This window comes from Campylobacter sp. P0103, assembly GCF_002139545.1.
Taxonomy (GTDB): domain Bacteria; phylum Campylobacterota; class Campylobacteria; order Campylobacterales; family Campylobacteraceae; genus Campylobacter; species Campylobacter devanensis.
In genome coordinates this window covers 169,879-182,713 of record NZ_MJKG01000002.1, presented here as the reverse complement: position 1 = coordinate 182,713, position 12,835 = coordinate 169,879, and the positions used below count along the sequence as shown (strand labels likewise).

The 12,835-nt window shown below is 32.6% G+C and carries 10 protein-coding genes and 1 pseudogene; 9 read left to right on the top strand and 2 right to left on the bottom strand.

Going from position 1 to position 12,835, the window contains the following annotated elements; genetic code table 11:
* Window positions 1–214: hypothetical protein (locus CIGNP103_RS08115; protein WP_180381794.1), on the top strand; the 214-nt coding region annotated here is incomplete at its 5' end.
* Here CIGNP103_RS08115 and CIGNP103_RS03620 read toward each other — a convergent pair.
* Complete coding sequence (locus CIGNP103_RS03620; protein ID WP_086241577.1) at window positions 211–1,188, bottom strand: pseudouridine synthase family protein; 978 nt, start codon at window positions 1,186–1,188, stop codon at window positions 211–213. The genes CIGNP103_RS08115 and CIGNP103_RS03620 overlap by 4 nt on opposite strands.
* 81 nt (window positions 1,189–1,269) lie before the next feature.
* Between CIGNP103_RS03620 and purB the strand changes: the two genes are divergently transcribed.
* From purB to CIGNP103_RS03605, 3 genes are all read left to right on the top strand, one after another.
* Entirely contained in the window at window positions 1,270–2,601 is a 1,332-nt protein-coding gene (gene purB, locus CIGNP103_RS03615) for an adenylosuccinate lyase (protein WP_086241578.1), read from the top strand.
* Between the two features lie 22 nt (window positions 2,602–2,623).
* Complete coding sequence (locus CIGNP103_RS03610) at window positions 2,624–5,002, top strand: ribonucleoside-diphosphate reductase subunit alpha (protein ID WP_086241625.1); 2,379 nt, start codon at window positions 2,624–2,626, stop codon at window positions 5,000–5,002.
* Between the two features lie 117 nt (window positions 5,003–5,119).
* Window positions 5,120–5,731: an amino acid permease gene (locus CIGNP103_RS03605; protein ID WP_086241626.1), complete on the top strand. Its 612-nt coding sequence runs from the start codon at window positions 5,120–5,122 to the stop codon at window positions 5,729–5,731.
* On the opposite strand, the gene ruvC is transcribed toward CIGNP103_RS03605, so the two are convergent.
* Window positions 5,728–6,204, bottom strand: a complete 477-nt coding sequence (gene ruvC, locus CIGNP103_RS03600) for a crossover junction endodeoxyribonuclease RuvC (protein ID WP_086225245.1) — start codon at window positions 6,202–6,204, stop codon at window positions 5,728–5,730. The genes CIGNP103_RS03605 and ruvC overlap by 4 nt on opposite strands.
* 121 nt (window positions 6,205–6,325) lie before the next feature.
* On the opposite strand from ruvC, the gene dnaA reads away from it, so the two are divergent.
* The 5 genes and pseudogenes from dnaA to CIGNP103_RS03575 form a co-directional block, all read left to right on the top strand.
* Window positions 6,326–7,636 carry a chromosomal replication initiator protein DnaA gene (gene dnaA / locus CIGNP103_RS03595; protein ID WP_086225244.1) on the top strand — a complete coding sequence of 437 codons (1,311 nt, stop codon included), beginning with the start codon at window positions 6,326–6,328 and terminating at the stop codon, window positions 7,634–7,636.
* Between the two features lie 133 nt (window positions 7,637–7,769).
* On the top strand, window positions 7,770–8,840 hold the full coding sequence (gene dnaN, locus CIGNP103_RS03590; protein ID WP_086268599.1) for a DNA polymerase III subunit beta: 1,071 nt from the start codon (window positions 7,770–7,772) through the stop codon (window positions 8,838–8,840).
* A gap of 8 nt (window positions 8,841–8,848) precedes the next feature.
* Window positions 8,849–11,173 carry a DNA topoisomerase (ATP-hydrolyzing) subunit B gene (gene gyrB / locus CIGNP103_RS03585; RefSeq protein ID WP_086268598.1) on the top strand — a complete coding sequence of 775 codons (2,325 nt, stop codon included), beginning with the start codon at window positions 8,849–8,851 and terminating at the stop codon, window positions 11,171–11,173.
* Between the two features lie 8 nt (window positions 11,174–11,181).
* Window positions 11,182–11,625 (top strand): preQ(1) synthase, encoded by a 444-nt coding sequence (gene queF, locus CIGNP103_RS03580; RefSeq protein ID WP_086225241.1) that lies wholly within the window; start codon window positions 11,182–11,184, stop codon window positions 11,623–11,625.
* Window positions 11,625–12,824, top strand: a pseudogene (locus tag CIGNP103_RS03575) (HD domain-containing protein); the annotation flags it as partial. The gene queF and the pseudogene CIGNP103_RS03575, both read left to right, overlap by 1 nt.
* Window positions 12,825–12,835 lie beyond the last annotated feature (11 nt).

Genomic DNA, 12,835 nt, shown 5'->3' with positions numbered 1-12,835 from the left:
ATTTATCCTATTCATCGCCCTAGTTGCAAGTGCTATCTTTGCTAATGCATATGATTTATCCTATGGTTCATCTAGTTATGAATACCAAGGATTATCTGATAGAGTTGATGAACTAGAAAGAGAAAATAGAAATCGCAAAAGAGATGCTCAAATGAGAAGTCTAGGTACTGATGATTTTTATAGACAAAATTTGCCATTTGACCCAGGTTTTTAATCCATTTGCGCAAATGGACTTAATCCAAATTTCATCTTGGAACTGATATCAAATTCAGTTCCATTATAGTTAAATTTGAGCCGATTTGAGTGAAGCATAAGTCTATTAGCTCCACTCTTTTGGGTACGCTCGTTTTTGCTCATTTTGCCATCTAAAATTCTCTCTATATCACGTCGTTCAAGCCCATAAATTGGATCACCTAAAATTTTATGTTTCACATAAAACAAGTGAAGCCTAAGCTGATGCTGGCGTCCAGTTAATGGAATACATTCAACTAAAGTTGCATTTATTTTCTCGTCAAATTCAATCGGCCTAAATAGTGTTATAGCACGCTTGCCATTATCACAAATTTGCATTCGAATTTTAATATCATCATAATCTCTTGTAATATCCATCGCTCTATCTATCACAAGCCAATTCTCATCGTTAATAAAACTAAATTTATCTACAAAATCCATATAATTTGCTGCTATGAATCTCTTAAATTTACTCTCCTGAACTTTACCACTCACCAATGCTAAATAGCTTTTAAAAATACATCTACTCTCAAACATCGCCTTAAGTTTTTTAGTAGTTTCTATACTTTTGCCAACTACAATAACTCCACTTGTCTCTTTATCTAATCTATGTGCTACAGATGCATTTTTTCCCCATAGGCTCCAAATCTCATCACATAGGCTATAGTTACAATTCCTACCATTTGGATGGGTCAAAACTCCACTTGGTTTATCAAAAACTCCAAATTCATCAGATTCAAAAATTGGCTCTAATCCAACTGGCTTGCACTCATAATCTATAAAAAATAATTCACCATTTACAGTACTATTTTTATCTAATGTCACACCATTTTTATCAATTAATCTACCCTTATCACAAAGCTTTTGAGCTTGGCTCATTGTATAGCCACGTGATAACAAAATTTGATAAGTTTTTTGCCCGATAAATTCACCAATTTTCATCTTAACATATGCCATTTATTAACCTAATTTTTAGAACATTTTTTATATAATATTAGACTAACTATTATATAAAAAATCAGCAAAAAAGGTTCTGAAATGGTAGAGAGATACGCTAGAAAAGTTATGAGTGATAAGTGGAGTATGCAAGCTAAATATGATGCATGGCTAAAGGTTGAAATAGCAGCAGTCAAAGCGTGGAATAAGCTAGGATTTATTCCAGATAGCGATTGTCAAAAAATCTGCGAAAATGCTAAATTTGATATTGCTCGCATAGATGAAATAGAAAAAACTACAAAACATGATGTTATAGCATTTTTAACAAGTGTTAGCGAGAGCTTGGGTGAAGAGAGTAGATTTGTTCATTTCGGTATGACAAGTAGTGACTGTATCGATACAGCTGTGGCTTTGCAAATAAAAGATAGTATGGAGTTAATCTTAGATGATATTAAAATTTTAATGGACACTATCAAAAAAAGAGCTTACGAGCATAAAAACACTCTAATGGTCGGCAGAAGCCACGGAATTCACGGAGAGCCTATAACATTTGGTTTAGTTCTTGCTATTTGGTATGATGAGATCAAAAGAGCCTATGAGCTATTAAACCACGCTAAAAGCGTTATTAGCACTGGTATGATAAGCGGTGCGATGGGTAATTTCGCTCACTCTCCACTTGAATTAGAAGAGCTAGTATGCCAAAACTTAGGCCTAAATCCAGCCCCAGCAAGTAATCAAGTAATCCAAAGAGATCGCTACGCTCAAGTAATATCGGCTCTAGCCATACTAGCTAGTAGTTGTGAGAAGATAGCAGTAGCCATAAGACACTATCAAAGGACGGAAGTTTATGAAGCTGAGGAGTATTTTAGCCCAGGGCAAAAAGGCTCAAGCGCTATGCCACACAAGAGAAATCCAGTTTTAAGCGAAAATGTAACCGGTCTTTGTAGAATGATTCGTAGCTACGCTATCCCAGCTATGGAAAATGTCGCCCTTTGGCATGAAAGAGATATCAGCCACTCAAGTGTAGAGAGATTTATCTTGCCTGATGCCTTTATCACGAGTGATTTTATGCTAAATAGATTAAATGGCCTACTAGCAAATTTAGTCGTATATCCAGAAAATATGATGAAAAATTTAAATTTAACCGGTGGATTAGTCTTTTCTCAAAGAGTCCTTTTAGAGCTACCAAAACAAGGTGTAAGTAGAGAAGACGCATACAAAATCGTCCAAAGAAATGCTATGAAAGTTTGGGCTGACCTACAAGAGGGCAAAAAAGCTCTTAATGAAAATGGCGAGAGTCTATTTTTACAAAATTTACTAAATGATAATGAACTTAGACAAAAGCTCAATGAAAATGCGATAAAAGAGTGTTTTGACTACACTTACTATACAAAAAATGTAGATAGAATATTTAAAAGAGTATTTGAAATTTAATATAAAGGCACAAAAAAATAATATGAAAGTTATAAAAAGAAATGGCAGAACTGAAGAGCTAGATATATCTAAAATCAAAAAATACACAAGCGAAGCCGTAGCCGGACTAGATAATGTCAGCTTAAGCGAGCTTGAAGTTGATGCAAAAATTCAATTTCGTGATAATATCACAACTGAAGAGATCCAACAAACTCTCATCAAAACCGCAGTTGATAAGATAGATATTGATCGCCCTAACTGGACCTTTGTCGCAGCTAGGCTATTTTTGTATGATTTGTATCACAAAGCAACTGGATTTAGCGGATATAATAGCCTTGAAGATTATCTAATCAAAGGCGAAAAAGAGGGCAGAATCTTGCTTGGTTTAAAAGAAAAATATGATCTTGATGATCTAAACAACTATATAAAACCAGAGCGAGATATGCAATTTACATATCTTGGGATTAAAACTCTATATGATAGATATCTTATAAAAGACAAAAATGGCAAACCTATAGAGCTACCACAACAGATGTTTATGGCGATCGCTATGTTTTTGGCTCAAAATGAGCTAGATTCTCAAGGTTGGGCGAAAAAATTTTACGATATCATAAGCAAATTTGAAGTAATGCTAGCAACCCCAACCTTAAGCAATGCTAGAACCACAAGGCACCAACTATCAAGCTGCTATGTTGGGAGTACTCCTGATAATATCGAAGGAATTTTTGATAGCTATAAAGAGATGGCTTTGCTCTCTAAATTTGGTGGTGGTATCGGCTGGGATTGGTGTAAAGTGCGTGCTATGGGCGGTAGCATTGATGGGCATAAAAACGCAGCTGGCGGGATAATACCATTTTTAAAAGTTACAAATGATATCGCAGTTGCAGTCGATCAGCTAGGGACTAGAAAGGGTGCAATAGCAGTTTATATCGAGCCTTGGCATATGGATGTAAGCGACTTTTTGGATCTTCGTAAAAACTCTGGCGAAGAGCGTCGCAGAGCTCATGAATTATTTCCGGCTTTATGGATAAATGATCTTTTTATGAAAAGAGTGGAGAATAATGAGAGATGGACGCTATTTGATCCAGCTGATACGCCTGATCTTTGTGATCTATATGGAGATGAATTTAATAAAAAATATATAGAGTATGAAACTAACCCTAATATCGCTAAAAGCGTAATCCAAGCCAAAGAGTTATGGAAGAAAATTCTTACAAGCTATTTTGAAAGTGGTATGCCGTTTTTATGCTTTAAAGATAGCGCAAATAAGCTAAATCCAAATTCACACAAAGGCATAATTAGAAGCTCAAACTTATGCACTGAAATCTTCCAAAATACTGAGCCAAATTACTATCAAACTAAGGTAATCTACACAGATGGTAGCTATGATCTATTTGATGAAAATCTAGAAGTAACAGTTGATGGCGGATACACTAAAAAGGCTAAAAAAATTACCGCTTTAGATAGATTAAACAACAAAGATATATTTATAGTAGAAAAAGGCTTAAAAGAGGGCAAAACCGCCGTTTGTAACTTAGCAAGTATAAATTTAAGCAAAATTAATACCCCTGAAGATATAGCAAGAGTTACACCAATAGCCATTAGAATGCTAGATAATGTTATAGATCTAAATTTCTACCCACATGCTAAGGTTAAACACACAAATTTAGCTAGTCGCTCAATAGGCTTAGGCGTTATGGGAGAGGCTGAAATGCTAGCTACAAAGCAGATAAAATGGGGTGGTTACGAACACCTTGAAAAAATAGATGAAATAATGGAAAATATCAGCTACAATGCCATTTACGCTTCATCAAATTTAGCCGTAGAAAAGGGCGTTTATCCAGATTTTCCTGGCTCAAACTGGAGTAAGGGAATCTTCCCAATAGACCTAGCAAATCCAAACGCCAAAGCCCTTGTCAATCGTGGTGGAAGTCTATTTGATGAAGGTAGTTGTGATTGGGCTAAATTAAGAGAAAAAGTCAAAAAAGATGGTATAAGAAATGGCTATTTAATGGCCATAGCACCAACTTCTAGTATAAGCATATTAGTAGGGACAACTCAAACAATCGAGCCAGTATATAAACGAAAATGGTTTGAGCAAAATCTAAGCGGTATGACCCCTTGCGTAGTCCCAAATTTGAGCCCTGAAACTTGGCAATACTACACTCCAGCTTATGAGCTAGACCAAAGAGTCCTTATCAAAGCAGGAGCAATCCGCCAAAAATGGATAGATCAAGGTCAAAGTCTAAATATATTTATGAGTTTAGATAAAGCTAGTGGAAAATATCTTAGCGATATATATATGCTTGCTTGGAACTTAGGCGTGAAATCCACATACTATCTAAGAAGCGAAAGCCCAGACTCAAGCCACTTGGATAATAAACCAGTTGATCGTAGCATAGAGTGTGAAGGATGTCAATAAATTTAATTCATAGCTAAGATCTATTCTAGCTATGAATCTTTTTAATTCTATTTAATAAGAATTATCTTATCAAATCAAAATACATTAAAACGAGCAATGCACTCACGCCATTTAAATATGATTGCAATTGGCGGTGCTATTGGAACAGGACTTTTTGTTGCTAGTGGCAATACTATTGCTACAGCTGAACCTGGTGGAGCACTTTTAGCTTATGCGTTAATAGGCTTTATGGTCTATTTATTAATGCAAAGTCTAGGAGAATTAGCTACATATATGCCTGTAGCTGGAAGTTTTCATGAGTATGGAAGTAGATTTATTAGTTCATCTTTTGAATTTGCTATTAGATGGAATTACTGGTTTAACTGGGCTGTTACAGTTGCTGCTGGAGAGGCTAAAGATCCAAACAGAAGTATTCCAAAAGCTATAAATGCAATATTTTGGAGAATTTTGCTATTTTATATATTTGTTATTTTTATCATTAGTACGCTTTTACCTTTTACAGATCCAAATTTGCTCAAACTTGAACCAATTTTAGCACTTATAATGTGTATAATTGTAATAATTGGGCAAAATTATGAAGCCTTAATACAAGGTAGAGATTTTGTCACACTTCTTACTAGCTATATTGGATTGTGGCTATTTTTGCTTATTTGGGCTGGGCATAAACTTATAACTAAAAGTAAAGCTATTGATCCACTTCAAGCCGATATAAAACGCTATAATTACTAAGATTTTATATTAAAACTATGAGTTAAAGCTATTGCTATTGCGTCTGTAATATCAAGTGGCTTTATCTCTTTAGTTATTCCTAGCATCTTTTTTACCATAAATGAAACCTGTTCTTTTGTCGCTTTTCCTTTGCCTGTTACAGCTTTTTTGATTTGAAGCGGAGTATATTCACTAAATTCACCATGAATTTGCAAAATTTTAAGCATTAAAGCTCCACGAAATTGTGCAAGCTTTAAAACTGTTTTTGGATTATAAGCAAAAAATATATCTTCGATTGCTACTGCATCAATTTTATGTGCTTTAAATATTAGATCTAAACCTTCACAAAGCTGAGTAATTTGAAATTGTAAATCGTCTTGTTTTATTTTAATAAGTCCAGCCTCAACCAGTGATTTTCTATTGCCAAATTTCTGAATTATCGCATAGCCGCAATTGCGAGTACCAGGGTCTATTCCTAAGATTTTCACATATATCCTTTTAAGTTATTCACATTATTCACATCTTTAGTGAATTTAATTTATAATAATATCATAATAAGTCATTTTTAATTAAATTTTTAGTAGAATATTAGCTAATAAATTTAAAGGGAAAATATTGCTAGGCACAAAAGCGCTTGAAATTTTGGGTCAAGAGATCTCCAAAAGCGAGATGGATAATTACATTTCACGGATTAAATTTAGCGAAAAAGGTTCAAATTCTCAAAGAGTTATTTTTATCGCTCCTAATGAGCTTATAGCCAAATTTATCCAAACAAAATATGCTAATAAACTAGCTAATATCTACGAAGTTCACACAGGTATAAAGCCTGAGGTTTTAATCACAACCCAAAAGGCAAATTTAAGTATAAAATCAAAAGATGTAAATGTAAAAGAAATTAGAAGTCAAAGTTCACTATTAAATCCTAGCTATACATTTGATAACTTCGTTGTTGGCGATTCTAATCAATTTGCATTTATTAGTTCAAAACAAGTTGCAAGCAATCCAGGAAAAGCATATAATCCGCTATTTATCTATGGTTCAACTGGTCTTGGTAAAACACATCTTTTACAATCAATTGGTAATGAGTGCTTAGAACATGGCAAAACGGTTATTTGTATTACAAGTGAGCAATTCACTAGTGATTTTATACGAAATCTAGAAAACCGAACTATGAATAAATTTAAAGAAAAATATCGTAATTGCGATGTTTTACTGATTGATGATGTGCAGTTTTTTCACAAATCAGAAAAAACACAAGAAGAATTTTTTCACACCTTTAATGAAATTCACGCTAAAAAAGGTCAAATAGTAATGACCTCAGACAAACCTCCAAAAATGTTAAAAGATTTTGAAGAGCGTCTAAAAAGTCGATTTGAATGGGGATTAATGGCTGATATTACGCCGCCTGAACTTGATACTAAAATCAGAATTATTAAAACAAAATGTGAATTTGATAAAATAGAACTAAGTGATGATATAATCGAATATATCGCATCAAATATGGGTGATAATATTAGAGAAATTGAAAGCGCAATTATAAATATTAACGCTTTTGCAAATATTATGCGTCAAGATATCACACTTGAATTTGCCAAAAATGTCATAAAAGATCAGATAAAAGAGAAAAAAGAAGCTATAAGTCTAGAAAATATAATAAAAGATGTAGCACATGAAATGAATATTAAACCAAGTGACATAAAAAGTAAAAATCGTACTAAAAATATCGTAGAAGCTCGTAGAATTTGTATATATCTAGCCAAAACTCTCACTCCAAACTCTATGCCTCAGCTTGCATCACACTTTGGATTAAAAGATCATAGCGCAGTTAGTCACAATATTAAAAAAATTAATAATCTAATGGAAAACGATAGCTATTTTAAAGCTAGATTAGAAGAATTAAAAAATAAAATATTATCAAAGGAATAGTGAATATGTGTGAAAATTCCCTTCAAAGTTTTTCAATAAAATTTACCCGATTTTGCGGTGTTTTGTGTAGTTATTCACAAAATCAACAAACCAACTAAAAAGAAAAAATAAATTTAAAAAATAAAGGCAAAAAATGAAAGTTTTAATCAAAAAGAATATTTTAGAATCAATTATCATAAATACAAACCCTTATCTTGATAAAAAAGATCTTAGTTCAATAACATCTCACATATTCATAAATGCAAAAGATTCAATTCTAACAATTAAAGCTACAGATAATGAAATTGGTCTAAGTTATAAAGCCTCAAATGTAAATATAATTGAAGATGGAATAGCCACAGCAAATGGTAAAAAACTCCTTGATATCATAAAAAGCCTTAAAGATGGTGAAGTTATCTTAGAAACAATCCAAAACCACCTATATATAAAACAAAATAACTCAAAATATCGCTTACCTATGCAAAAAGCCGATGATTTCCCAGATTTCCCAACAATAGAAAATAAAAAAAGATTTAATATAAACGCAGCTAACCTAAGCAAAAGCCTTAAAAAAATCACAAATTCAATAGAAAATACAAATTCAAAAATAGAATTAACAGGTGCTTTAATCGATATAAAAAATAATAGTATAAATTTAGTTGGCACTGACACTAAAAGACTTAGCGTTTATACCCTTGATATAGACTCACAGAGCGAACCATTTAGCATAATAATCCCTAAAAAAGCTATAGTAGAAATCCAAAAAATATTCTATGAAAATATAGAAATTTACTATGATGAAAATATATTTATAGCAATTAGTCAAAATTTTGAATTTTTCACAAAACTGATAAATGGTCGCTATCCAGACTATGAAAGAGTAATCCCAAAAGAGAGTAAAATCAATATAAATTTAAATCGTGAAAAGATGATAGAAGGTATCAAAACAATCTCAATGCTATCTGAAATTATAAAAATCACAATAAATAAAGAAAACATAACATTTGAGAGTATAAATAACGATAATAGCGAAGCAAAAACAGTAATTGAGCAAAATTTTGATATAGAAGACAACATTATATTAGGTGTAAAAAATAGATTTATTCTTGATTTCTTATCAAGCATTGAAGATAGTGAATTTACCTTATCATATAATGATGTAGGACTTCCATTTGTGCTTAGTTGTGAAGAGTTAAAAACAGTTATAATGCCTATAAATATTTAAGGATTAAAATGGAAAATTTAGAACAAAAAAAATACGCCGCTGGAAGTATCAAGGTTTTAAAAGGTCTTGAAGCTGTAAGAACACGCCCTGGAATGTATATAGGCGATACAAATATAAATGGCCTTCACCATATGATCTATGAAGTAGTAGATAACTCCATAGATGAGTCAATGGCAGGATATTGCGATACTATCGATATTGAACTTACAAATGAAGGTTCAGCCATAATTACAGATAATGGTAGGGGAATTCCGGTAGATATCCATCCAACTGAGAATATTTCAGCTGCGACTGTAGTTTTAACTGTGCTTCATGCGGGTGGTAAATTCGATAAAGATACATATAAAGTATCAGGTGGACTTCATGGGGTTGGTGTTTCTGTTGTCAATGCATTATCTAAAAAATTGGTTTTGAATATAAAAAGAGATGGAAAACTTCATCGCCAAGAATTTGCCAAAGGCATACCACAAAGTGATTTAGAAGTTATCAAAACTACTAACAAAACTGGAACTAGCATAGAGTTTTGGCCTGATGATACTATCTTTGAAATAACTAAATTTGATAGAGAAATTTTAACCAAAAGATTTAAAGAGTTAGCCTATTTAAATCCTAAAATCACTATAAATTTCAAAGACCAAAGAGATGGATTTAAAGAGAGTTATCACTTTGAAGGTGGGCTTGAGAGCTTTGTAACTGATATGAATAAAAGCAACCCAGTAAGCAAAGCTGTAAGCTTTAGCGGTGGCGAAGAAGATGTTATAGTCGATTTTGCTCTACTTTATAATGAGACATATAGTGAAAATTTACTAAGCTTTGTAAATAATATCAAAACCCCTGATGGTGGGACTCACGAAGCTGGATTTAGAGCAGGGCTTACTAGAGCTATTACAAATTATATAACAGCAAACGCTAATGCTCGTGAAAAAGATACCAAAATCACTGGAGATGATATAAGAGAGGGCCTTATAGCTGTTGTAAGTGTCAAAGTCCCAGAACCACAATTTGAGGGTCAAACCAAAGGCAAACTCGGCTCAAGCTATGTCAAACCAATAGTTCAAAAGATAACTTTTGAAGTGCTTTGTAAATATTTTGAAGAAAACCCAAACGAAGCAAAAGCTATCATGAATAAAGCTCTTTTAGCAGCTCGTGGTAGAGAAGCAGCCAAAAAAGCTAGAGATTTAACACGCAAAAAAGATAATTTAAATAGCGTTGGGACATTGCCTGGTAAATTAGCCGATTGCCAAAGCAAAGACCCAAGCGAGAGTGAAATTTATCTTGTTGAGGGTGATTCTGCTGGTGGTTCAGCAAAGCAAGGTAGAGATAGAGTATTTCAAGCTATTTTGCCACTTCGTGGTAAAATTTTAAATGTAGAAAAGAGCAGACTTGATAAAATTTTAAAATCTGAAGAGATAAAAAATATGATAACCGCATTTGGTTGTGGTATTGGGGATGAGTTTGATGCTAGTAAATTAAGATATCATAAAATCATTATTATGACAGATGCTGATGTCGATGGAAGCCATATCCAGACTCTACTTCTTACATTTTTCTTTAGATTTCTTACGCCAATTATAGAAAATGGAAATGTCTATTTAGCCCAGCCACCACTTTATAGATACAAAAAAGGCAAAAAAGAAATTTATCTAAAAGATGAAAAAGCCCTAAATGAATTCTTAATAGAAACAGGAATTGAAAATGAAGATTTTGAAGGTATTGGCAATAATGATTTGATTGATTATTTAAAGTTAATTAGCGCTTATAGAAGTGTTTTAAATGAGCTTAAAAAGCGTTTTAATCTATTAAGTGCGATTAGATATATGATAGAAAATCCAGATATCATCAGCAGAGATTTTAAAGAGTTATTTGAGATTATAAAAACAGAGCTTGAAACTCAAAATTATAATATCTTAAATTCATATGTCAATGAAGATGAGATTAGAATTTATGTCCAAACTCCAAATGGCCTTGAAGAGTTGATTATCAATGATACTTTATTTGTTAATCCTTTATATATTGAGGCTGTCCATATATATTCTAAGATGAGAGAGCGTGATATTGACCTTAATGGCGATCCATTAGAAGTATTAGAAAATATAGAAAAAAATGCTAAAAAAGGTGCTTATATCCAGCGTTATAAAGGTCTAGGTGAGATGAATCCAGATCAATTATGGGAAACTACCATGAATCCAGAAAATCGCCGTTTATTAAAGATAGATGTCAAAGATATGCAAAGCGCTAGTGATATATTTGAGCTATTTATGGGTGATGAGGTTGAGCCAAGGAGAGAGTATATCCAAGCTCACGCTAAAGATGTTAAGCATCTAGATGTTTAAGGATAGATATGGAAAATTTAAAATATGGCGAAAAAATAATAGCTGAATTTGATATAGATAAGGATTTTGAGATATGGCCAAATAGTGCTAATAAAGATTATGCGATCAAAATCACTCTACCAGAGTTTGCTTGCTTTTGTCCAAGGAGTGGCTATCCGGATTTTGCTACAATTTATCTAACCTATGTTCCTGATAAATTTGTAGTAGAGTTAAAGGCTCTAAAATTATATATAAATAGCTTTTTAAATCGCCATATAAGTCATGAATCTAGTATAAATGAAATTTACGATACTCTAGATAATAAACTAAAACCAAAATATCTAAGAGTTGTTGGTGATTTTAATCCAAGGGGCAATGTCCATACGATTATAGAAGTTGATAGTAATATGATAAAAGAGCAAAAATACGATACAAGCTCTATTGTATTTGAAAATACTAGGAAATTTAATTAATGATAAATCCAAAACTTATTGAACATATTTTCAAAGCAGCCAATATATCAAGGTGGAATGACTATCCTAAGATGGTTGAGCTATCAGAGCTAGACAAACAAGCTCATAAATTTATAATAGCATATTTCATCGCAAAGCTTGAAAATGATGTAGATATGCGTTATATAATAGAAGGTGGGGTTTTTGAGTTTTTAAGTAGAGTTGTGGTAACTGATATTCGCCCAGATGTCTTTCACCATATCCAAAAAACCAAAGCTAGTGAGATAAATAACTGGGTTTTGACAAATTTAGAACCATTAATAGAAGATATCGAAAATGGTAAATTTTTAGATAGATTTAAGAGTTATTTAGAAGATAAAGGCCACAAAAAAGAGAGATTAATTTTAAAAGCTGCTAGTTATATAGCTACTAAGTGGGAATTTAGCATTGTATATCAAACTAGTAAATTTTTAAATGATATTGATGAATTAAAGCAAAAAGTAGATGAAGAGCTAGAAGATTATTATGAATTAATCGGTGTTAGAAAGATCGCTATGAACCAAAAATTAGCTCGCATAGTCGATCTAAGTGGAAGATTAAGATTTCAAAAGCGTTGGGCTCAGACGAACCGCATTCCAGAAACAGCAGTTTTAGGTCATATGTTAGTTGTAGCGATATTTGGCTATTTTTATTCAATCAAAGTTGGAGCAAATTCAAAAAGATTAGAAAATAACTTTTATTGCGCTTTGTTTCATGATCTACCTGAGAGCCTAACTCGTGATATTATAAGCCCTGTTAAATATGGTATTGATGGGCTAAATGAGATAATTAGCGATTATGAGATGAGATTAATCGAAGATAAGATTCTTCCATATGTCCCACAAAGTTTTAGAGATGAATTTAGCTATATTTTGGGCGTTAGAAGTGATGATGGGGTCTTTAAAAAAGATGAATTTGAAAATAGAATTTGTCGCACAACTCCACAACCATATCACGGAAGTATGAGTAATGTCAATGATGATGAGTATAACAGCATTGATGGCAAGGCTTTGAAATATTGCGATAGATTAGCTGCTTTTGTCGAGGCTGGACTCTCTATAAGCTATGGTGTTAAAAGCAAGGATTTAGTAAGAGGATTTCAAAATATAAGAGCTAAATTCAAAAAAAGCCCAAAAATTGAAGGGGTGGATTTTGATAAAATTTGTAGAGATTTTATGAAAGATTTAGATAT

What these genes read in the sequence shown, in the direction of transcription:
- CIGNP103_RS03620 (WP_086241577.1), bottom strand. Translation starts at nt 1,188, where the DNA reads ATGGCATATGTTAAGATGAAAATTGGTGAATTTATCGGGCAAAAAACT.
- gyrB (WP_086268598.1), top strand. Translation starts at nt 8,849, where the DNA reads ATGGAAAATTTAGAACAAAAAAAATACGCCGCTGGAAGTATCAAGGTT.
- dnaN (WP_086268599.1), top strand. Translation starts at nt 7,770, where the DNA reads ATGAAAGTTTTAATCAAAAAGAATATTTTAGAATCAATTATCATAAAT.
- purB (WP_086241578.1), top strand. Translation starts at nt 1,270, where the DNA reads ATGGTAGAGAGATACGCTAGAAAAGTTATGAGTGATAAGTGGAGTATG.
- queF (WP_086225241.1), top strand. Translation starts at nt 11,182, where the DNA reads ATGGAAAATTTAAAATATGGCGAAAAAATAATAGCTGAATTTGATATA.
- CIGNP103_RS03610 (WP_086241625.1), top strand. Translation starts at nt 2,624, where the DNA reads ATGAAAGTTATAAAAAGAAATGGCAGAACTGAAGAGCTAGATATATCT.
- CIGNP103_RS03605 (WP_086241626.1), top strand. Translation starts at nt 5,120, where the DNA reads ATGATTGCAATTGGCGGTGCTATTGGAACAGGACTTTTTGTTGCTAGT.